19 protein-coding genes and 2 pseudogenes are annotated in these 21,081 nt (G+C 70.7%); 12 read left to right on the top strand and 9 right to left on the bottom strand.

Annotated features, from left to right (window positions below):
• Positions 1–13: 13 nt before the first annotated feature.
• On the bottom strand, positions 14–949 hold the full coding sequence (locus tag ABZ930_RS10650; protein WP_361544786.1) for a hypothetical protein: 936 nt from the start codon (positions 947–949) through the stop codon (positions 14–16).
• A gap of 427 nt (positions 950–1,376) precedes the next feature.
• Here ABZ930_RS10650 and ABZ930_RS10645 point away from each other — a divergent pair, with 427 nt between their 5' ends.
• The 3 genes from ABZ930_RS10645 (at position 1,377) to ABZ930_RS10635 (ending at position 5,027) form a co-directional block, all read left to right on the top strand.
• Positions 1,377–1,979, top strand: coding sequence for a hypothetical protein (locus tag ABZ930_RS10645; protein ID WP_361544783.1), 603 nt, complete (start codon positions 1,377–1,379; stop codon positions 1,977–1,979).
• 116 nt (positions 1,980–2,095) lie between these two features.
• Positions 2,096–3,625: a DUF6801 domain-containing protein gene (locus ABZ930_RS10640; RefSeq protein WP_361544780.1), complete on the top strand. Its 1,530-nt coding sequence runs from the start codon at positions 2,096–2,098 to the stop codon at positions 3,623–3,625.
• A gap of 190 nt (positions 3,626–3,815) precedes the next feature.
• Positions 3,816–5,027 carry a helix-turn-helix domain-containing protein gene (locus tag ABZ930_RS10635; RefSeq protein ID WP_361544777.1) on the top strand — a complete coding sequence of 404 codons (1,212 nt, stop codon included), beginning with the start codon at positions 3,816–3,818 and terminating at the stop codon, positions 5,025–5,027.
• On the opposite strand, the gene ABZ930_RS10630 is transcribed toward ABZ930_RS10635, so the two are convergent.
• The gene (locus ABZ930_RS10630) at positions 5,012–5,266 is read right to left on the bottom strand and encodes a DUF397 domain-containing protein (RefSeq protein ID WP_361544774.1); all 255 of its coding nucleotides are present in this window, start codon (positions 5,264–5,266) and stop codon (positions 5,012–5,014) included. The two genes, ABZ930_RS10635 and ABZ930_RS10630, sit on opposite strands and share 16 nt — an antisense overlap.
• Positions 5,244–6,083, bottom strand: coding sequence for a helix-turn-helix transcriptional regulator (locus ABZ930_RS10625; RefSeq protein ID WP_361544771.1), 840 nt, complete (start codon positions 6,081–6,083; stop codon positions 5,244–5,246). Before ABZ930_RS10625 ends, ABZ930_RS10630 begins: the two co-directional genes overlap by 23 nt.
• 86 nt (positions 6,084–6,169) lie before the next feature.
• On the opposite strand from ABZ930_RS10625, the gene ABZ930_RS10620 reads away from it, so the two are divergent.
• Positions 6,170–6,664 carry an ATP-binding protein gene (locus ABZ930_RS10620; protein WP_361544768.1) on the top strand — a complete coding sequence of 165 codons (495 nt, stop codon included), beginning with the start codon at positions 6,170–6,172 and terminating at the stop codon, positions 6,662–6,664.
• Positions 6,665–7,140: 476 nt separating this feature from the next.
• Here the strand turns inward: ABZ930_RS10620 and ABZ930_RS10615 are convergent.
• Positions 7,141–7,236: pseudogene (locus ABZ930_RS10615) on the bottom strand (hypothetical protein); the annotation flags it as partial.
• 561 nt (positions 7,237–7,797) lie between these two features.
• On the bottom strand, positions 7,798–9,813 hold the full coding sequence (locus tag ABZ930_RS10610) for a bifunctional glycosyltransferase 87/phosphatase PAP2 family protein (RefSeq protein ID WP_361544765.1): 2,016 nt from the start codon (positions 9,811–9,813) through the stop codon (positions 7,798–7,800).
• A gap of 425 nt (positions 9,814–10,238) precedes the next feature.
• Between ABZ930_RS10610 and ABZ930_RS10605 the strand changes: the two genes are divergently transcribed.
• The 3 genes from ABZ930_RS10605 to ABZ930_RS10595 all read left to right on the top strand — a co-directional run bounded on the left by ABZ930_RS10605 (position 10,239) and on the right by ABZ930_RS10595 (position 13,927).
• Positions 10,239–11,633, top strand: a complete 1,395-nt coding sequence (locus ABZ930_RS10605) for an MFS transporter (RefSeq protein WP_361544762.1) — start codon at positions 10,239–10,241, stop codon at positions 11,631–11,633.
• Positions 11,634–12,090: 457 nt separating this feature from the next.
• Complete coding sequence (locus ABZ930_RS10600; protein WP_361544759.1) at positions 12,091–13,221, top strand: DUF2330 domain-containing protein; 1,131 nt, start codon at positions 12,091–12,093, stop codon at positions 13,219–13,221.
• 31 nt (positions 13,222–13,252) lie between these two features.
• Positions 13,253–13,927 carry an O-methyltransferase gene (locus tag ABZ930_RS10595; protein ID WP_361544756.1) on the top strand — a complete coding sequence of 225 codons (675 nt, stop codon included), beginning with the start codon at positions 13,253–13,255 and terminating at the stop codon, positions 13,925–13,927.
• A 15-nt stretch (positions 13,928–13,942) separates the two neighbouring features.
• On the opposite strand, the gene ABZ930_RS10590 is transcribed toward ABZ930_RS10595, so the two are convergent.
• Positions 13,943–14,350 carry a hypothetical protein gene (locus ABZ930_RS10590; protein WP_361544948.1) on the bottom strand — a complete coding sequence of 136 codons (408 nt, stop codon included), beginning with the start codon at positions 14,348–14,350 and terminating at the stop codon, positions 13,943–13,945.
• A 101-nt stretch (positions 14,351–14,451) separates the two neighbouring features.
• Here ABZ930_RS10590 and ABZ930_RS10585 point away from each other — a divergent pair.
• The 4 genes and pseudogenes from ABZ930_RS10585 to ABZ930_RS10570 all read left to right on the top strand — a co-directional run.
• Positions 14,452–14,859 (top strand): annotated as a pseudogene (locus ABZ930_RS10585) (DUF1992 domain-containing protein); the annotation flags it as partial.
• The gene (locus ABZ930_RS10580) at positions 14,842–15,153 is read left to right on the top strand and encodes a DUF6188 family protein (RefSeq protein ID WP_361544946.1); all 312 of its coding nucleotides are present in this window, start codon (positions 14,842–14,844) and stop codon (positions 15,151–15,153) included. The pseudogene ABZ930_RS10585 and the gene ABZ930_RS10580, both read left to right, overlap by 18 nt.
• Before the next feature lie 31 nt (positions 15,154–15,184).
• The gene (locus ABZ930_RS10575) at positions 15,185–15,502 is read left to right on the top strand and encodes an antibiotic biosynthesis monooxygenase (RefSeq protein WP_361544753.1); all 318 of its coding nucleotides are present in this window, start codon (positions 15,185–15,187) and stop codon (positions 15,500–15,502) included.
• Between the two features lie 192 nt (positions 15,503–15,694).
• Positions 15,695–16,204: a hypothetical protein gene (locus ABZ930_RS10570; RefSeq protein ID WP_361544750.1), complete on the top strand. Its 510-nt coding sequence runs from the start codon at positions 15,695–15,697 to the stop codon at positions 16,202–16,204.
• Positions 16,205–16,321: 117 nt separating this feature from the next.
• Here ABZ930_RS10570 and ABZ930_RS10565 read toward each other — a convergent pair whose 3' ends face one another.
• Positions 16,322–16,999, bottom strand: coding sequence for a hypothetical protein (locus ABZ930_RS10565; RefSeq protein WP_361544747.1), 678 nt, complete (start codon positions 16,997–16,999; stop codon positions 16,322–16,324).
• Between the two features lie 17 nt (positions 17,000–17,016).
• Positions 17,017–17,676, bottom strand: a complete 660-nt coding sequence (locus ABZ930_RS10560; RefSeq protein ID WP_361544744.1) for a hypothetical protein — start codon at positions 17,674–17,676, stop codon at positions 17,017–17,019.
• A 147-nt stretch (positions 17,677–17,823) separates the two neighbouring features.
• Here ABZ930_RS10560 and ABZ930_RS10555 point away from each other — a divergent pair, with 147 nt between their 5' ends.
• The gene (locus ABZ930_RS10555) at positions 17,824–18,321 is read left to right on the top strand and encodes a GNAT family N-acetyltransferase (RefSeq protein ID WP_361544741.1); all 498 of its coding nucleotides are present in this window, start codon (positions 17,824–17,826) and stop codon (positions 18,319–18,321) included.
• Here the strand turns inward: ABZ930_RS10555 and ABZ930_RS10550 are convergent.
• Entirely contained in the window at positions 18,305–20,260 is a 1,956-nt protein-coding gene (locus tag ABZ930_RS10550; protein WP_361544943.1) for an MFS transporter, read from the bottom strand. The two genes, ABZ930_RS10555 and ABZ930_RS10550, sit on opposite strands and share 17 nt — an antisense overlap.
• Between the last annotated feature and the right edge of the window lie 821 nt (positions 20,261–21,081).

The following is a 21,081-nucleotide window of genomic DNA, read 5'->3' as shown; positions in this document are numbered from 1 at the left end:
AGCAGTAACCGCATTACTTGACCGCCGAGTGCCAGTACTGGGAGAAGACCTTGCCCTGGTTCGGCGCGGCGGCCCCCGGGTCGTTGAGAGTGCCGAGGTAGGTCTGGGTGTTGTTGAGCTTCACGCTGTTGACGCCCGAGGCCGCCGGGAGGCCGGACTTGAGGTTGACGGCCCAGTTGAAGGCGCCGAGCCCGAGGGGACCGCAGCCGCTGGCGCCCGGCGCCGCGAAGGTGAGGTCCTGCTGGGTCGAGCCGGTCAGCGCGAGCCGGCCGAAGGGCCCGGCCGGGTCGGGCGTGCCGTTGGAGGTGGCGCTGTCCGCCGCGATGTTCGGCGCGGCCGCGTTCCCCGGGCGCAGGATGATCGGCGCGGACTTGGTGCCGATGTAACAGTTGCTGCCGATAAGCGGGTTGCTGAGATGGATGCGGACCGGGATCGAGATGATCGGCACACCCTCGGAGACTCCGGCAAGCAGCTGGAAGTTGGAGGGGGTTCCCACGGATTCGACGGTCGCCACGATCCGGTTGGTCGTGCTGTCCTTGATCTGCCCGCAGACGGCGCTGACGACGGGCACGGAGCTGGGACACATCAGTCCGAGCAGGCCGCCGGGCAGGTCGGCGGGGTCGGCGATGAGCGCGCCGTCCGACGGGGCGACCACCGAGTTGGTGCCGTCGGAGTGGGTGACGATGCCGACCTGGAGGTCGGTCTTCCCGGTCGGGACGACCGAGCTGCCGATCTTGATGACACCGCTGGGGGAGCTGGAGGAGACGCACGTGGCCTGGTTGTCGATGCCGTCGGCACCCAGCATGGCCGCGTTGTCGACCGGGCAGCGGTTGAACGGCGCCCAGTTCCCGTTCAACTGAGTGCCGGCGGCGGAGGACGTACCGATGGAGGCGATCGTCGCCAGGGCGGCCGTCGCGCCGAGGACAGACACACGTCTGAGAGTAGCCATGCCGGTTTTCCCTTCTCGTAGAGGAATGCGAGCCCGGACGTTACTCACGGGAAACCTTTCGCACAATGCCCTTGCTGACAGTTGTTCCACTACTCGCGGGTTTATCGGCAAGTGAGCATGTGGGAGGTCCATTTGCTCATCGAGTGAGTGTTTCTCGTGGCGCGGCGAAAATTCGTCACTCGCCGACAAGGAAAGTGACGTGACCTGTATGCGGCGAGACAAGAAAAACTGCGCATTCCGATCCGTTCGAGGAACCTGGCGCATTCCCATTGCGGCTTCCGGTTACCAGCTCGTAACGTCCCGTCTCGAAGGCGACGAAGGTTGGCTCTCGGGCCGGCCCCTCGGGGTTGCCTCACGGTGCGACACGATCGCGTCACCGGGTAACGGTCACGCTCCAATTCACCCTCATTCAAGCGGAGGAACCACTGTGCGTAGATTCGCCCGTAACACCGCAATCGCAGCTGCCGCGCTCGCGTCGGCCTTCGGTCTGTCCATCTCGTCGGCCTCGGCGGGCGCTCAGGCCACCTACACCGTGACGCCCGGCGGCGCCTTCACGGCCAACGCCACCAACCCGAAGCTGACGGTCGGTTCGACCACGCTGAACTGTGCGTCCTCGCAGGCGAAGGGCACGCTGAAGTCCGGTTCCGGCCTGGCCGGCTCGCAGATCGGCTCGATCACCAGCCTGTCGTTCTCCAGCTGCACCGTCGTCGGCATCCCCTTCACGGTGTCCAGCGCCGCGTCGACCACCACGCCGTTCTACATCAACGCCACGGGCACCACGGCGAACCACATCGACGGCAACATCAGCAACATCAAGGCCACCATCACCGGCACCGGCTGCAACGCGACCTTCGCCGGTACCACCAACGGCTGGTACGAGACCTCCACGAAGACCCTGCACGTCACCGGCGGCGGCTCCCTCGCCGCACAGACGGGCGCCAGCTGCCTCGGCCTGATCACCGCCGGGCAGCACGCCGACTTCGTGGCCAACTACGTGCTGACCTCCGCGCAGGCGATCACCTCCCCGTGATCGTGTAGCACTGCGCAGCCCGCCGCCGGGTACCTCACCCGGCGGCGGGCGAGTACGTGTTTCCAGGGGACGGTCGGCACGGGTGGGAGAACATGACGTCAGGAGACAAGGACCGGATGAACACACTCGGAAGGCGGCGGACCGGGCTCCGCGCACGGCGCTCGGTACGGGTGGCCTCGGTCGCCACGGCCGCGCTGGTGGCCGGGATGCTGTCCGGTTCCGGCTCGCAGGCGGACGAACAGCCTGCCCCTTCGGTGGAGTTGGCCTACGAGTGCAGCGCCCCCGTGGCCGCCGGTGCGGCTGCCACGGACGCACCGGTGAAACTGGCCGCCACGGTGAAGGTGGCCACCGAGCTGCCGACGACCGCCGTCGCGGGTACACCGATCCAGGCGGGCCCGGTCCAGGTGGAGGCCAGGCTGCCGCGTGCGGCGGTCGCCGACCTCTTTCCTGCCGGGGACGACCTGGCGAGCGAGGCTTCCCTCGGCGTCCAGGTCCGGCAGGACGAACAGAAGGCGGACACGACCTGGAGCGGCCTGAACGGGCGTACCACTGTTCCCGCCGACGGCACTGATCTGGTGCTGCCGCTGGCCGGGGACGTCCCCACCATCACCGTCAAGACGCCCGGCGATTTCGAGCTGGTCGCCGGCGCTCTCACCCTCGCGGTGACTCCGTCCTCCGGCGCTCCGGTCGCGATCACCTGTTCTCCGAACGGGAACGACGCACCGCGCATCGCACGGGTCGCCGTCCCGGCGGAGCAGGAGACGGAACCCGGCAGCACGCCGCCGTCCGGGGAAACGCCACAGGAAAAGGGCGACGACCACTCCCGCGACGGCATCACCGTGTCCCCGAAGGCCAAGGCGAAGGCGGCCGAGGTGACGTGCCCCACGGAGCGCCCCAAGGGGGAGCCCGACGTGAGCCAGACACCCAAGCCGCCCGCGCCGATGGTGGTGACCCCAGCCCCTGGTTTCGGGGCCTGCGCCTACGCCATCGGGTTGGCCGGCGTGCGCAAGCAGAACGGCTCCATGATCATCAATGACCCTTCCGGCAACCCGGGCCTGATGAACGTGGCCGCCAACATTCAGTCCGGCAGTACGTTCTGGCCCGGAACGGACGACATTTTCCGCCGCTTCGACTCCTTGGGCGAACTCAGCCTCCCGGACGCCGAATCGACCTTCCTGAGCTTCGGCTTCACCCCCGTATCGGCGAAGGTCTCCTTCGAGAACACGCCCATCACCATCTCCACCGGGGACCAGCACGCCTACGGAGATCCCGAGTCGTACGCGGTGGCCACCTTCTTCCAGACCCTGCGCATCCACGACGTCAAGGTGAACGGGACCACCCTGGACGTCGGGCCGAACTGCCGGACCGCGAAGCGGTTCCGGGTGACGCTGAAGGCGAACGTCGGTGACGGCGGCGGCTACGCCAACGTCCTCTTCGGCGGCATCCTCTCCGGCAAGGTCGACATTCCGGCCTTCACCGGCTGCGGAACCGGCGGCGAGAACCTCAACCCACTGTTCACGGCCGCCATCAGCGGCCCGGACAACCTGATCACCATGAACCAGGCCCCGGTCTGCTCGAACGAACTCAACTTCGGCTGCCCGCCGGTCATGCCCACCCTCCCGCCGACCAAGGTGGTCCTGCCCTGAGGCCCCATCACTTCTCAGCCACATCCCCCACACCGCGATCAATCTCTGCGCAACAGATGTACAACGCACAGTAGTTGTTCTAATTTCATAGGTCCTATTGGTATGCACCTGGCGGGCGGGACAGCTGCGCACCCGTGCGTCGTCCCGCCCGGCCCCCCACCCGGCGCTCGGACAAGCGAGGAAAGTGGCCATGCCCCTGCCCGCGCACACGAAGGATGTCGACGACCCCCTGGGGCCCCTGCCCCGGGAGTTCGCCCGCATCATGCGTCCCGAACTCCCCGGTCTCATCAAGGAGATCGGAGTCGAGGTGACCCGCGCGTTCCCCGAGTACGCGGCGCTGCTCAGCGGGCCGAGCGGCGCGGCGATCCGGCAGGGTGTCGAGCAGAGTCTGCACGCCTTCGTGGACCGGGTCGCGGACCCGAACGCGTCGACCGCGACGCGGGACGAACTGCTCCGCAAGTTCGGCCGAGTTGAGGCGTACGAGGGCCGGGACCTCGCCACGCTCCAGGGCGCCTACCGGCTCGGCGCCCGGGTCGCCCTGCGCCGAGCCAAGGACCTGGGCCGCCGCTTCGACCTCTCCCCCACCCTCCTGCTCACCTTCGCCGAGGCGGTCTTCGCCTACATCGGTGAGCTGGAAGCCCTCTCCCACGAGGGGTACATGGAGGTGCAGTCCAGAGCGGGCGTGGCCGGCGAGGTGGTGCGAAGACGGTTACTGCACCTGCTGCTCGCCGGAACGCCGTTGGGGCACACCACCATCAACAACCTGTGCGAACAGACCGGTTGGCAGCTTCCCACCGAAGTGACCATGATCGCGATGCGGACGCCGGCCGAACACATCCAGCCAGGTCTGGCCGTCGACGTCCTCGCCGATCTCGGCGCCCCGCAGCCACATCTACTCATCCCCGGCCCGCTCACCCGGGAGCGCCGCGCGATGCTCGAAGCAGCGGCCCCCGGCAGTTCGTATGCGATCGGGCTGACCCTGCCGACCGAGCAGGCCGCCGACTCGTTGCGGTGGGCGCGGCAGGTGCTTCAGCTCGTTGATGATGACATCGTTGCCGATGAGCAAGTCCTCGACTGCGCCGACCACTTGGTGACGCTCTGGCTGCTCGCGGACCCCGCGCTGGTCACCGAGATCGCCACCCGCGAACTGGCCCCGCTCGACAAGTCGTCCGGCACCCGGCGCGCCCGTCTCGTGGAGACCCTGCACGCCTGGCTGACCACCCGGGGCACCGCCGAGCAGGTCGGCGACGCGCTCGGCGTCCACGCCCAGACCGTGCGCTACCGGCTCCGCAAACTCGACGCCCACTTCGGCGACCGCCTCGAAGCCCCGACGCATCGTTTCGCCTTGGAGGCCGCCCTGCGCGCCCTGCACCTGCGGGACAAGAACTACGACGCGGAGTAGACCCCCACGAACACGCCGAACGCCTCCGGCGAGAACGTGAGGTGCGGGCCCGCCGGGTCCTTGGAGTCGCGGACGGCGACGGCGGCGCAGGGGGTTCCGGCGACCTCTACGCAGTCGCCACCCTGGTCACTGCTGTAGCTGGACTTGGCCCAGGTGAGAGCCCCGAGCGGCGCGCACTCCACGCACTGGCCACCCTGGTCGCTGCTGTAGGTCGACTTACGCCACTGGATGCCCGCCATAACGCTCCTCCATCACGCGCCTGATCAGCCGGGCCGAGTCCGTGATGGACAAGGCGGCCGCCTGCAAGTGATCGTAACGGAGCGAACAGTCCTTGACGGTGTCCGGGTTGGCGGTCGCATGCCCCTGCCCGTACCCCTCGGTATAAACGATGGAGGGATCGGACGGGAATCGGTAGACGCTGAACGGACCGGTCATTCCCGCGTGCGGCCCCACCGCGAACGGCAGTACCTGGATGTTCACTTGCGGACAATCCTCGTAACCCAACAAGTGGCCCAGTTGGTCGTGCATGATCTGGCGCGTACCGGCCCCCATGTCCTGGTAGAGCGCTGCCTCGCCGAGGATCAACCAGAGCTGCGGCGGTTCATCGCCGACTTCCAGAATGCGCTGGCGGGCGAGGCGCACCTCAGTCCGGTCCTCCAGCCTCTTCTTGTCGAGGGCGCCGAGCACCGCCCGCGCGTACGCGCGGGTCTGCAAGAGGCCGTGCACCATGCCCGACTCGAACGAGCAGATCTCTCCGGCCCGCGACTCCAGCTCGGCAACCTGCTGAAACCACACCGGCAACTGCGACCGCAGCACAAGCCCCACCAGCCGCGACAACAGCCCATCAGTCCCCAGAGCAGCATCACACCGCTCACTGAACTCGGGTGTCGGCAGCTTCCGCGCGGTCTCGATCTGTCCCACCAGTGACCCGGTGTAATTGACGATCAGCCCGAGCTGCTTCTGGGTCAGGCCCGCGGCCTCCCGGTGACGGCGCAGCTCATAGCCGTAGTAGTCGAGCGGCGAGGCGCTCGGATCGAGGACGTTGACATGGACCACGTGCGGCCCCCTCAACTCGGCCCACATTCGGGCAGGTTGTATCCAGACGATTGCTCAGCGTAGTCACGCTTCGCCACGCTCGTACCGTGAACGAGCAAACCGAGCGGCCCCGCCGCTACACGCTGCGCCTCACCGTCGGCGCCCACTCGGCCCGCCATGTGCGCCGCATCATCCACCGCCTCTGCGACGACTGGACGGTGCCGCCGGACGTGGCCGACGACCTGGCCCTCGGCGTCACGGAGTTGCTGTCCAACGTCGTACGGCACGTGCCCGGCGCCCGCGCCGAGGTGCGGTTGCTGCACGACGAGGAGGCCGGCCGCGTACGGGCGGAGGTGACCGACGACGGACCGCAACTTCCGCAAACGGTGCCCGCGTTGCCGGACCCCTGCGATGAGCACGGCCGGGGCCTGGCCATCGTCGCGGCGGTGGCGGCGAAGTGGGGTGTTCAGCGCGGGGAGGCCGGGGGCGAGGGCAAGACGGTGTGGTTCGAGTGCCGGACGAGTGTGGTGACGGAACCGTCGGGATGCCACAGCACGGCGTGGGACCGGCCCTTGGCATCGACCGACTCACCAGCCACGTGACCCCGGTTGTTGATGGCCCGGGCGTGACTGCTCACGTCGCCGTCGAGCGGACGCAGTTCGGTGCCGGTGCCGTCGGGCGACCAGCGGACGGCGCGCTCGGTGCCGTCGGAACGGCGGACGGCGCCGGCCACCTCGCCGGAGTCGTTGATGTCCCAGGCGATGGCCGCTCCCCCGCCCTGGACGGTCAGCCGGACGGCGGTTCCGTCGGAACTCCAGCGCACGGCCTGACCGTCAAGGGCCATGAGATCACCGTCCACGTCCGTCGACGCCGCCTCTCCGACGGCGACACCGGCGGCGTTGACGGCGTACGCGACGGCGTTCTCGGACCCGGCGGGAGTGGAGAGTTGGGTGATGGTGCCGTCCGGCGCCCAGCGGACGGCAGGTCCGCGGAGGTCGCTCGGACCCGACTGTCCGACGATCACGCCCTCGTCGTTGATTCCGAAGGCCGCGCTCACCTCGGCATCGCCCAGAGTGCCGAGATCCGTCACCGCACCGGAGCGGTCCCAGCGCACCGCGTGCGGATCGTCGTCGCCCGTGTTCGAGATTCCGACCGCCACACCCGACGCGTTCATGCCCCGCGGCAGTGTGAACGCGCCTCCCAGCGTGTCCATCCGGGTCAGGCCGTCCTCGGGCGTCCAGCGCACCGGCACCATGAGGGCGTCCTCGGAGATGAATTCCCCGACCACGTCGCCGTTCGCGCCGATGGACAGCGCGGAGCCGCCGAAGCTCCGGGCGAGCGGATCCAGCCGCTCACCGGGCGACCCCGGGCGCCACAGAAAGGGGAACATCGACTCGTCCCCGTCGCTCGCGAACCCCACGACGACACCGTCGTCGGTCAGCCCCCAGGCGGAGCTCTCGGTGACCGGGACGGAGATCGGCGATCCGGTCACACGCCCCGGCGCCCGTGGCGTGCCTCCGCCCCCTCCGGAGGATGCCGCGAGCGCGCCCAGCCCCACGACCAGCGTGACCGCACTGACCACTCTCTTCATGAAATCCCCCGACCTCACGAGAACGGCTACCGCCGCAGGCTACGGAGAACGGGCGAAGAGGGACAGAGACGTCACGGAACTGTCGCTCCACCGACAACACGGCGGCGGGCGCTTGTCACAACGCGATGAAGTACCGCGGGCCCCTCAGCCCGACGCCTCCACCCGTCCCGCCCCGGCCCCGCCGGGCACGGCATCGGATTCGGGGGCACCCTTGCGCGCCTCGCCGGTCACCGTCCGCGCCCGGGGCCCCTGAAGCACGTACGTCAGGAAGAACCCGGCGCCGACCACCGTCGCCCCGCCCACCGCGTCGAGCACCCAGTGGTTGCCGGTCGCGACGATCGCGGAGACCGTGCACAGGGGGTGGACCAGGCCGAGGGCCTTCATCCACCAGCGGCGGGACAGGACCACGATCACGACACCGCACCACAGCGACCAGCCGAAGTGCAGCGAGGGCATCGCCGCGTACTGGTTCGTGAGCTGGGTGAGCGTGCCGTAGTTCGGCTTCGAGAAGTCCTGCACGCCGTGGACGGTGTCGATGAAGCCGAGGCCCGGCATCAGGCGCGGCGGCGCGAGCGGGTACGCCCAGAAGCCGATCAGGGCGAGGACGGTCGCGAAACCGAGGGCCGAGCGGGCCCAGCGGTAGTCGGCGGGGCGGCGCGCGTAGAGGACGCCGAGGACGCTCAGCGGGACCACGAAGTGGAACGACGTGTAGTAGAAGTTGAAGAAGTCCGTGAGCCAGGGCGCCTGCTGGAAGACCGTGTGGTTGACCCAGTGCTCGACGTCGATGTGCAGGAACTGCTCGATGGAGTGGATCTGCCGGCCGTGGGCCTCCGCCGTGGCCCGGCCCCCGGAGATGGTGCCGCCCGTCGCGGCGAGGCGGACCTGCTGGTACGCGGAGTAGCCGACGCGGATGAGGAGCAGTTCCAGGATCAGGTTCGGGCGGGCGACGACCCGGCGCCAGACCGGGAGGAGCGGCACCCACGACCAGCGGGCGGGCACCGGGGCGGCGTACTCGGTGGGGACGGGGGTCTCGTACAGCGGTGACGTACGGGAGAGGAAGGGGACGACGCAGGCGGCGGCGAGCGCGGCGATGAGCACGATGTTGTCCGCGACCGGCGCCAGGAAGTCCATCTCGGGCAGCATCATCTTCGCGGGCAGGGTCAGCGCGAGGACGACGAGAACGGGCCACATGTAGCGGTCCGAGGCGCGCTTGCCGACCCGGCCGACGACGGCGAGCAGCACCCACAGCAGCTGGTGCTGCCAGGTCGTCGGGGAGACGGCGACGGCGACGCAGCCGGTGATGGCGACGGCGAGCAGGAGCTGTCCGTCGCGCGCGTAGGTGACGGCGCGGCGCAGGCCGAGCACGGCGACGGCGACGCTCAGCAGCGCGAAGAGGGCGATCTCCAGCGGGCCTTCGGCGCCGAAGCGGAGCAGCATGCCGTGGAGGGACTGGTTGGCGGTGGCCGCCGGGTTGGTGGACAGGCCCGAGCCGGCCAGGTGGTGGATCCAGTACGTCCACGAGTCGTGCGGCATCGCCGCCCAGGCCAGCGCGGTGGCGGCGGCGAAGGTGACGGCGGAGGAGACCGCCGCGCGTCTGCGGCCGGTGAACCACAGCAGCGGCGCGAAGAGCAGCACCGTCGGCTGGAGGGCGGCGGCCACGCCGATGAGCAGGCCGGACGCGCGCTCGTCGCGGGCGGTGAAGCAGGCGAGAAGGACGAGGAGGACCGGGATGATGCTGGTCTGGCCGGTGGTGAAGGCGTTGCGCACCGGCAGCGACAGCATCAGCAGGCTGATCGCGACGGGCGCCGCGAACAGGGACGTACGGCGGGAGACGGGCTGCGGCAGCGCGCGGGCCGCGACCAGGCCGAGGACCACGACGAGGGCGAGCGAGCCGAAGGTCCAGCCCCAGCCGAGCGCCTGCTCGGCGGCGCGGGAGAACGGCTTGAGGACGAGTCCGGAGAAAGGGGTGCCGGTGAACCGGTCGGGCGCGTCGTACAGGGAGTCCTTGACGTGCAACACCCCGTGGGGGCCGATCCAGGTCTCCAGGTCGGTGAGGCGTTCACCGCGCGGTGTGCTCAGGACCGCCACGAGCTGGCGCGCCGCGAGGACGGCGGCGATCAGCCACAGTCCCGCCCGCAGGGCGCTCGTCCGTCCGGTCACCGCTCCCGCGGGTCCCACCGGTCTCCTGTGCTCGACATTCGCCACGCGCTGCCCGCCCTCCCATCATCGTCGGAGGTTCACACCGCCTCCATCGGTGCCCCCATCGGTGTGAGACGCAGGCAACCCCTGCTTCACCTGTCCGTCCTTCCGGATTTGACCGGAAGATGCTCTGGAAGAGGGTGGCCCGGACCACTTAGTTGCATGCTCCACGGGTCCGGTTCCGCGACATAGCTCACAGTTGAGGCCGTTTGGGCACTCTGTGGCGCTCTGCGTTTTCCCAGCTCGGAGGCGGTTTACGTGCGGAGCGTAGCGGATTCGGCACGCAGCGCGATGATCGTGAGGCACCCTATCGTCGCTTTCGGCCGTTCCGCTGACGCGTGAACGGCCTTGCCGTTGTCCCCCACGAAAGGCAGGCGAGCGGAACTGTGTCGAGCGCCGTTTCCATCGCACCCAGTACCAGCAGGCTCCACGCTCCGGCGCGGGGCCGCACCAAGAACGCCGAGCAGGACGTCACGGTCACCGACCCCACGCTCGTGAAGCGGGCGGTCAAGGCCGCGGCCCTCGGCAACGCGATGGAATGGTTCGACTTCGGTGTCTACGGCTACCTGACCGCGACGCTCGGCCACGTCTTCTTCCCGACGGCGTCGAGCTCGGCGCAGGTGCTGTCCACGCTCGGCACGTTCGCCGCCGCGTTCCTGGTGCGGCCGATCGGCGGCGCCTTCTTCGGGCCGCTCGGCGACCGCATCGGCCGTCAGCGGGTCCTCGCCATCACCATGATCATGATGGCGGCGGGCACGCTGTCGATCGGCCTGATCCCCTCGTACGGGTCGATCGGCGTGTGGGCGCCGGTGCTGCTGATCGTGGCGCGCATGGTTCAGGGGTTCTCGACCGGTGGTGAGTACGGCGGCGCGTGCACGTTCATCGCCGAGTACGCGCCGGACAAGCGGCGCGGGTTCTTCGGCTCGTTCCTGGAGCTGGGCACGAACGCCGGTTACGTCGCCGGCGCCACCCTCGCCACGGTCCTGATCACGACGCTGCCGTCCGACTCCCTCTACAGCTGGGGCTGGCGCATCCCGTTCCTGATCGCGGGCCCGATCGGCCTGGTCGGCCTGTACGTCCGGATGAAGCTCGAAGAGACCCCCGCCTTCCAGAAGCTCGCTCAGGAGGCCGAGGCGAAGGAGAAGTCCTTCCCGAAGCCGAAGCTCAAGGAGATGTTCGTCGGCAACGCGGGCGCCATGGCCACCTGCATCGCCCTCGTCCTCGTCTTCAACGTCACCGACTACATGCTTCTCTCCTACATGCCGACGTTCCTGAGCGAGGAGCTGCACTACGACGCCACGCACGGCACGATCATTCTCATCGGCGTGATGCTGCTGATGATGGTGGTGCAGCTGCCGATGGGCATGGCCAACGACCGCTTCGGCCACCGCAAGGTCATCGGCGCCGCGTGCCTCGGCTTCGTCCTCCTCTCCGTCCCGGCGCTTCTGCTGATCCAGGCGGGCTCGACCTGGGCGATCGCCCTCGGCCTCGCCGGCCTGGGTCTGCTCCTGGTCGGCTTCACGTCCTCGATGCCGTCGACGCTGCCGGCCCTCTTCCCGACGAAGGTCCGCTACGGCTCGCTGTCGGTGGGCTTCAACCTCTCGGTGTCCCTGTTCGGCGGGACGACGCCGCTGATCGCTGCCGCGCTGATCGCGGGTACCGGGAACCTGATGATCCCCGCGTACTACATGATGGGCGCGGCTGTGGTGGGCGGTGTCGCGGCCTGGCGCATGCGCGAATCGGCCGGCCGGCCTCTTCCGGGATCGCCGCCCGCCGTTTGATCCCTGCGTCTTGACCTGCGGGTGGGTGGGGGCTGGTCGCGCAGTTCCCCGCGCCCCTGGGTTGTACTTCGACCGCGGCCCGGCGGCCGCTTCTCGCGCAGTTCCCCGCGCCCCTGGGTCGTTCTTCGTCCACGGGCCGGTGGCCGCTTCTCGCGCCGTTCCCCGCGCCCCTGGGTCGCACTTCGACCGCGGGCCGGTGGCCGCATCTCGCGCCGTTCCCCGCGCCCCTGGGTCGTACTTCGGGCGCGGGCCGGTGGCCGCATCTCGCGCCGTTCCCCGCGCCCCTGGAAGCGAGCTTCGCTCGCCCAGGGGAGGCGTGGCGGAGCCGCAGCCTCAGGGGGAGGCTGCGCGTCAGCGCATGCCTCAGGGGCGCGGGGAACTGCGCGAGAAGCCCCACCGGCCGTCAGCCGAACGGCCACCCCGGAACCGATACGCACCGGCCCACGTCACTACGCGCATGACAAGAACCCGCGCCAGAGCCCTGCTGACAGCCCTGTTGCTGATCGGCATCCAGGTCACCTGGATCGCGGTACCCGCCTACGCGTGCGGCTGCGGCGCGATGATCCCCCGCACCGGCCACCAGGTCACCGTCACCGCGGAAACCTCGGCAATAGCCTGGGACGGCCGCACCGAACAGATCGTGATGCGGCTGTCCCTGACCGGCGACAGCAAGGACGCGGCCTGGATCATGCCCGTCCCGCACCGGGCAACGGCCGAACTGGGCGACCCCGCCCTCTTCTCGGCGCTCACCGAGGAAACCGCCCCGGCCCACCGCACCCGGCACCACTTCTGGCCCCGCGGCGACGACTGGCCCTTCGGCGGCGACACGGACACCAGCGGCGACGCCGCCCTCCCCGGCGCCACCGCCGACCCCGGCGTCCACGTCGTCGGCCGCCAGCGCCTCGGCCCCTTCGACGTGGCCCGCCTCACCGCCACCGACCCGACCGCCCTCGCCGACTGGCTGAAGGACAACGGCTTCAAGCTCCCCGCCCGCCTGGAGAACGCCCTGCGCCCCTACGTCGACCAGGGCTGGGAGTACGTGGCGATCCGCCTAGCCCCCGCCGACGACGCCAAGCCCCTCGCCGGGCAACTCGACCCGCTGCACCTCACCTTCGCCAGCGACCGCCTCGTCTACCCGATGCGCCTCTCCCAACTGGCCGCCAGCGCACAGCATTTGAATCTGTACGTCCTCGCCGCCCACCGCATGGAACCCCGCTCGGCGATCGGCGGCTCCACACCGAAGGTGACATTCGCGGGCGACCTCGGCACCCTCCCGCCCGGCCCGCTCGCCGAACTGGCCGGTGACACCCGCTATCTGACCGCCATCGACCAGGACTTCTGGCGGCCGCAGGAGATCGGCGGCGACCACGAACTGCGCCGCGCCGCCCACGACACCCCGTACCGCGAGGTCGTCTACAAGGACGAACTCCTCACGGTCGGCCCGGACCTCCCCGTGTGGCTCCTGACGGTTCTCGGCGCCCTCACCGCCGGGGTGTCCGCCGCCCTCCTGCGGGCCCGCGCCCACCGGCGCCGCCCGATCGTCCCGCCGCCGCCCGTGACGGTGCCGCCGCCGCTGGGACGCCCCTGACCGGGACCGGCGACGACCTAGGCTGGCGTCCATGACGACACCGCCTCCTGGCACCTCGACAGCAGTGGACGCCTACCTCAGCGGACTGCTCGCGCCCGCCGACGACGCCCTCGCCGGCGCGCTGGCCGACAGCGACGCCGCGGGCCTGCCCGCCATCAGCGTCTCGGCCGTCGACGGAAAACTCCTCCACCTCATCGCCCGCATCCAGGGCGCCCGCCACATCCTGGAGATCGGCACGCTCGGCGGCTACAGCACCATCTGGCTGGCCCGCGCGCTGCCCGCCGACGGCACCCTGATCACCCTGGAGTACAGCGCCCGCCACGCCGAGGTGGCCCGCGCCAACCTCACCCGGGCGGGCCTGGACAAGACCGTCGAGGTCCGGGTCGGCCCCGCCCTCGACTCGCTGCCTCAACTGGTCGACGAGGAGCGGGACTTCGACCTCGTCTTCATCGACGCCGACAAGGCCAACAACCCGCACTACCTGGAGTGGGCGCTGCGCCTGACCCACCCCGGCAGCGTCGTCGTCATCGACAACGTGGTGCGCGGCGGCCGCGTCGCCGACCCCGACAACACCGACCCGGACGTCATCGGGACCCGCACCGCGCTGCAACTCCTCGCCGATCACCCGAAGTTGGAGGCGACGGCGATCCAGACGGTGGGCGCCAAGGGGTACGACGGCTTCGCCCTGGCCTACGTACAGCAGTAGGACGCACGAGGGCGGCTACGCCTCGTGGTAGAAGCCCACGTGCACGCTGCGCGGCCCGCTCCGGTCGATGACGACGACCTCGCCGGAGCCGCCGCGCGGCAGCACGGTCGCCCCGCCGTAGGCCAGCGGCAGACCGGGCTCGTGCGGCCCCTGCGGATCGGAGCGGACCCGTACCTCCGACGACGGATCGGCCTGCGACCCGCGCAGCCAGAAGACGCTCCACTGCCCGTCCGGCCCGCACCGGAACTCCAGGTGCACCCGCGACACGAACAGCCAGTCATCGGGAGTGACCAGACGGCACACGCTCCCGTCCCGCCCCACCCGCAGCACGGCCCCCGGCTCGCTCGGCGATTCGGCCATCGTCATCCCCGCGGTGGCCCCCGCGTCGGCCCCGGTCACCGTGGCCATGGTCAGCTCCAGCACCGCGTTCCCCCCACCGTTCACGTCATCACGAAGGATGTCCGTAGCGGCCGCATCCTAAGCCCGCACACCCGGCCGGGAGCCGTCTGCGGGACAATGTGTTCATGACCGAACGCAAACCGACCGGCGTCAGCTTCGAGTCATTCGTCGACAAGCAGATCCGTGACGCGGAACGGCGCGGTGACTTCAGCGCCCTGTCCGGCGCGGGCAAGCCCTTCGCGGCCGACGACGACTCCACCACGTACGACGAGAACTGGTGGATCAAGCGGAAGATGGCCCGCGAGGGCCTGTCCGTCCTGCCACCCTCCCTGGCCCTGCGCAAAGAGGTCGAGGACGCCTTCGCGGCGTTCCCGCGGACGCCGTCCGAGCACACGGTCCGCCGGGTCCTCACGGAACTGAACGACAAGATCCGCGACATGATGTTCAAGCCGCCGCCCGGCCCGCCGCTCGGCCTGAAGCCGTACGACGTGGACGAGGTGATCCGGCAGTGGCGCCTGGACCGCGCGGGCCGCCGCCTGCCCGTCACCGGCCTCGCCGTCCGCCAGGTCCAGGTGGACGCCCACCTCACCCTCGTCCTGGACACGGGCGTCCGGATCACCGTGACGGCCCCGGCCACCCTCGGCACGGCCCCGCTCGACCCGGCCACCCAGCAGGTCGCCCCGGCGCTCGCCCTGTTCGGCACGGAGACGGACGCGGCCGTGGTCCACCCCGGCGGACGCCTCGTCGTCGAGTTCGCCGACGGATCCCGGCTGACGGCCACGGAGGGGTGGAGCGTCACGGACGAGCACGGCGACCCGCTCACGTGATCCGTACCCGGCCTGCGGCAGGATGACCGTCATGAGCATCGTCAAGATCAACGTCCTCAGCGTCCCCGCCGAACAGCGGGAGACGCTCGAAAAGCGCTTCGCGTCCCGCGCGGGCGCCGTCGAGAACTCCGACGGCTTCGAATGGTTCGAGCTGCTGCGCCCCGTCGAGGGCACCGACGACTACCTCGTCTACACGCGCTGGCGCGACGAGGAGTCGTTCCAGGCCTGGATGGAGGGCCCGATGAAGTCGGCCCACCAGGGCGGCGGCGACCGCCCGAAGCCCGCCGCCAGCGGCTCGTCGGTCTGGTCCTTCGAGGTCGTCCAGCAGGCGTCGCCCAAGGGCGAGTAGCCCACCGCGACCTCCTGCCCCTTGTGCCCCGCGCCGTGGAAGGCGCGGGGCATTCGCGTTCCCCGGCGGCGGTCTTCCGTACGCGCGTAGACCCTGGCACGATCTGAGCCGGTCACGATCCACCTGCACCACAGGCGCCCCGCACGTCCCCCACCATCAGTTGCCCCGGCACCGGCAGGAAGGTCTCCTCCCATGCGTGTTCGCTCCGCGCTCACCGCGCTCGCGCTCTCCGCGGCCGCTCTCGTCGCCCCCGGCTTCGGCGTCCTCACGACCTCGACCGACGCCTTCGCCGTCTCGAAGATCACCCATGCGACGGCCACGTCGATGTTCAGCTCCGTCGGCATCACCTGGTCGTCGTCCGGCGGCTGTTCCAACCGCAACGTCTCGACCTGTACGTCGTTCGACCAGCTCAACCTGGCCACCGCGCAGGGGGCCCAGACCCTCAAGTCGGCCGGCGGCTGCGCCCTGAACATCACCGGCGGCACCGAGACCGGCCACGCGAGCGGCACGTACTCGCACTGGAACGGCTACAAGCTGGACTTCGGCAAGAGCACCTGCCTCACGAACTACATCAAGAACAACTTCTCCTACATCGGCCTGCGCGGCGACGGCGCCCCGCAGTACAAGGCGGCCTCCGGCAACGTCTACGCGGACGAGGGCAACCACTGGGACGTGACGTACTACAACTGCGGCGGCTGCTGACCGGCCCCGCAGCAAAGCGCCGTGCCCGCGACCCGGTGAGAAGGGTCGCGGGCACGGCGCTGCCGGATCGGGTCGGGCCGGATCGGATCGGATCGGATCGGATCGGGTCGGGTCGGGTCAGAGGTTCAGCAGCTTCTCCGCCGTCTCGCGGTAGTCGCGCAGCGCGAGCCGCAGCCGCTCCGTGTCGTCCGCGGACTCCTGCCACGACGTGCGCAGGGTGCGGCGGCGGCCGGCGAGGGTCTCGGCGAGGCGGGCCGTCAGGTCCTCCAGGACGTGGTCGGCCTCCTCGACGGCGGCGCGGGGCTGGTCGACGAAGCCGGTGACCGCCTGACGCAGCCGGTCGGTCAGGTCGTCATGGGTGCCGGCCGGGACGAGGCGTGTCGCCGGGTCGGCGTGAGCGCCGTGGCCGGTGTGGCGGGCGTGGTGGGCGCCGGGCTCGTGGCCCTCGGCCCCGGCGACGAGCGGGCCCGGCTCGTCGGCGACCGGTCCGGCCGTCTTGTCCTTGTCGCGGAGCGGCGTGCCGAGGGGCGGGTCGGCCGGCTTGTCGGCGGTCACGGGGCGGGAGGTGCCCGTGCCGGTGCCGGTGCCGGTCGCGGGGAGGTCCGCGTCGGTCGGGATGCCGGTGGGAGCACTCGCGGGCGTACCCGTGGGCGTTCCCGCGGGCGGGCTCTTCGGCGCGCCCAGGGCCGTGTCACGGGCGGGGTCGCGGTCGGGGACCGGGGCGGCGGCCTCGTCGCGCCGCGCGTCCTGGTCGTGCTCAAGGCCGTTCTGTCGTGTGCGCTCGATGTCCGTCATCGTCTTCTCGGCTCCCCTCAATTGCCCTTCGCCAGGCGGCCCTTGAGGCCACCCCGGCTCTGCTGGTGCGGTGCGGTGTCGCCGGGCGTCGCGTCGGGCGTCGCCGTCCGGTGCGGGGTGCGCTCGGTGCCGAGCAGGACGTCGAACAGGGCCCGTGCCTCGACCATCGCCGTGCGCAGTTCCTCCGTACCGGCGTGGCTCTCCTCGGCGCTGCCCGGCCGGGAGTTCGCCGCGTGGTGCACCCGGCGGTAGCCGTGGACGTGCGGGCCGTGGTGGACGGAGAGCGCGGCGAACTGCTCGTCGTAGCCGGCGCCGTCGGGGAAGCCGCGCTCCTTGGCGAGGTCGGCCAGGATCCGGTCGGCCTCGACGACCGCGTCGGCCGGAGACTCGACGAAGCGCTCCTGGGCGTCGGCCCAGCGCGTCAGGTACCGCTCACGGGCGGCGGGCTCGATCGGCCGCTCCTGCAGCGAACCGTGCAGCTTCACCCGCTCGGCGAGTTCCTGCTCGGCGGCCTTGGTGTCACCGTCGTGCCGGGCCACCGCCCGGTCGTACTCGGGGCCGAACCGGCGCTTGAGGCCGTGTCCGCCGTGGGATGCGGTCCGCGCGGCGAAGACCGCCGCCGCCGCGACGACCACGATCCCCACCACTATCAGAGCGATGATCACGCCTGTCGACATGAGTGTCTCCCGACCTTCCCGGTATCAGTTGCGGTATCGAAGTCCGTCCCGCACCGGGTTGCCGCCCCTGACCGCCGCAAACAGATCGCTTCGGGCGCACACCGAATTCGGTTGCGGACACCCGCACCACCCGTCCCACAATTCCCCATGCACAACGCCTGGACCGTCACCCCCGAGCCGTACGACTCACCGGTCGCCGCCGCACTCTGGCGCGCGTACTACACGGAGGTCAGCGACCGCTGGTATCTGCTGCACGAGGGCCGCAGGACCGGCCCGGAGGAGCTGGAGCGCGGAGTGGCCTCCGAGGACGGGTCACAACTCGCCCCGCCCACCGGGCAGTTGCTCGTCGCACGGTACGAGGGTGAGCCGGCCGGTACCGCCGGAGTGCGGATCGTGGACGACGTCACCGCCGAGCTGACGCGCGTGTACGTGCGGAAGGAGCTGCGGGGCAAGGGCGGCGCGGCCCTGCTCGTGGGGGTCGCCGAGGACGCGGCCCGGACGCTCGGCGCCGCGCGTGTCCGGCTCGACACGCGCGCGGACCTGACGGAGGCGCGGGCGCTGTACGCGCGGCTCGGTTACGCGGAGACCGAGCCGTTCAACGACGACGTCTACGCCGAGCACTGGTTCGTCAAGAAGCTGCCGTAGCGTGCGCCCGCGGGGTGCTGTCGTGCGGGCGCTCGGCGTCCGAGCCGCACATCTCGGCGTTGAGTTCGGACACCAACTGGATGAGATCCGTGGGGCGTTCGTCGTCCCACCAGTCGCCGAGCAGTTCGGCGAGGGACTCCTCGCGGGCCGCTCCGAGCCGGACCGCGACCGCGCGTCCCTCGTCGGTCAGCACCAGGTCGAGCCCCTCGCGGACGGCGAGCCTGCGCTCCTCCACCTGTCGCGCCGCTTCCAGGATCACGGGCAGCGGCACGGCGCTGCGCTCGGCGAGGGCGGAGGGCTCGGCCCAGCCGTAGCGGTTGATGCGCAGGACGAGCCAACTCGCCGCGGGCAGCAGGTCGTAGCCCGCCTTCGCGGTGATCTTCTCGTAGATCTCGCGGCGCCCCTCGCGCGTCCCGAGCACGGACAGGGCCCGCGCGACCTCGTCGTACGAGGACCGTTCGACGGGGTTGGAGGCGAGGGTCTGGGTCGCGTCGGGCGCGGTGACGCTGCCGCGCAGCGGGTCCTCGCGCAGGAACCAGGCGAGGACGAAGGCGACCAGGACGACCGGGACCGCGTAGACGAAGACGTCGGTGATCGAGATCGCGTACGCGTGCAGGACGGCGGGCTGGAGCGCGGCCGGGAGCCCGGCGATGCCGCGCGGGTCGGCGCCGAGCGAGTCCGGCGTCACCCCCGGTGGCAGCTGCTGTCCGGCGAGCGCCGAACTCAGGCTGTCCGTCAGCCGGTTGGTGAAGATCGTGCCGAAGATCGCGACGCCGAAGGAGGCGCCGATGGAGCGGAAGAAGGTCGCGCCGGAGGTGGCGACGCCCAGATCCTCGTACGGGACGGAGTTCTGCACGATGAGCACGAGGACCTGCATGACGAGGCCGAGCCCGAAGCCGAAGACGAAGAAGTAGGCGCTCATCTCCCAGGCGGAGCTGGTCTCGGTGAGATTGTGCAGGAGGAGCAGGCCGAGCGCGGTGACGGCGGTGCCCGCGACCGGGAACACCTTCCAGCGTCCGGTGCGGCTGACGATCTGCCCGGACCCCGTCGACGCGATCAGCACACCGGCCACCATCGGCAGCATGTGCACACCGGACATGGTCGGCGAGACGCCGTGCACGACCTGGAGGAACGTCGGCAGGTACGTCATCGCGCCGAACATCGCGAAGCCGATGACGAAGCTGATGACGGCGCAGAGGGTGAAGGTGCGGACGCGGAACAGTTTCATCGGCAGGACCGGTTCCGCGGCCCGGAACTCGGTGAACACGAAGGCGACGGCGAGCAGGACGCCGAGCACCGCGAGCCCGATGATCTGGGCGGAGCCCCAGGCCCAGGTGGTGCCGCCGAGCGAGGCCACGAGGACGAGACAGGTCGCCACGGACGCGATGAGGAGGGTGCCGAGGTAGTCGATGCGGTGCTTCTTGGAGCGGACCGGGATGTGCAGGGCGGCCGCGATCACGACGAGCGCGACGACGCCGAGCGGCAGATTCACGTAGAAGACCCAGCGCCAGCTCAGATGCTCGGTGAACAGCCCGCCGAGCAGCGGGCCGAGGACGCTCGTCGCGCCGAAGACGGCGCCGAACAGGCCCTGGTACTTGCCGCGTTCGCGCGGCGGCACGATGTCGCCGACGATCGCCATGGAGAGCACCATGAGGCCGCCGCCGCCGAGTCCTTGCAGGGCGCGGAAGCCGATCAGCTCGGCCATGTTCTGCGCCATGCCGCACAGCGCGGATCCGACGAGGAAGATCACGATCGCGGTCTGGAAGAGCTTCTTGCGCCCGTAGAGGTCGCCGAGTTTGCCCCACAGCGGGGTCGCGGCCGTCGACGCGAGCAGGTAGGCCGTCACGACCCACGACAGGTGCTCCAGGCCGCCGAGATCGCTCACGATCGTCGGCAGTGCCGTGGCCACGATGGTCTGGTCGAGCGCCGCGAGCAGCATGCCGAGCAGCAGGGCGCCGATGGAGATGAGCACGCTGCTGCTCTTGGCCCCGTCCGCGGGGGCCGCACCGTGGGTACGGCTGCCGCCGCCGATCCGGGTCGCGCCCGCGTCGCCGCCGTTCTCCGTCTCCGTCTCCGGGGCGCTCTCACGGGTGCTCTCTCGGGCGCTGTCTGGCGCGCGCTCTGGCGTGCTCTCCGGGGTGCTCATCGCCACCTCCCAGGGCTCCCCGGCGCCGACCGGCCGGGGGCTTGGTACTTCCCATCCTGGTAGGTCTGGGGTGGTTTGGCCTGTTGAGCGGGGCACTCACACGCCCCGCCGCGTCCCGCCCGGCCCGTTTCCCCCTGGGGCGGGCGCTGCGCCCACCTCCCGGGGTCTGCATAATGCGCTCAGCTCTCGGGGGAGGGCGGGGCTCTTGGGGAGGGAGCGAACAATGAGCATGAGCGAGAACGGGCGCGATGGGCTTGCGGGGGCGGACGGCGGCGCCGCGGGGGTGAGGGGCGGGCCGGAGTGGACCGGCCCCGGCCCCGGCCCCGGGATATCTGACGGGGCTGGGGTGGGGGGTTCTGGGGCGGGGGGTCCCGGGGCGAGCGGTCCCGGCGCGGGCGGTCCCGGCGCGGGCGGTCCCGGCGCGGGCGGTGGCAAATCCGGTGGCCGGGAGGCGGGGGGCGGTCAGCTCGAAGGGGCTGGTGACTCCGAGGGTTCCCGTGGCTCCACGGGGTCCGGTAAGTCGGAGGGCTCCGGGGGTTCCAAGGGGCCCGGTAAGTCGGCGGGCCCCGGTGGTTCCAAGGACTCCGGTACCTCGGCGGGCCCCGGTGGTTCCA

Source organism: Streptomyces sp. NPDC046716, from assembly GCF_040645755.1.
In the GTDB taxonomy this organism is placed as follows: Bacteria; Actinomycetota; Actinomycetes; order Streptomycetales; family Streptomycetaceae; genus Streptomyces.
Note: the sequence above shows the minus strand (reverse complement) of the source record. Positions and strands in the feature narration are given on the sequence as shown.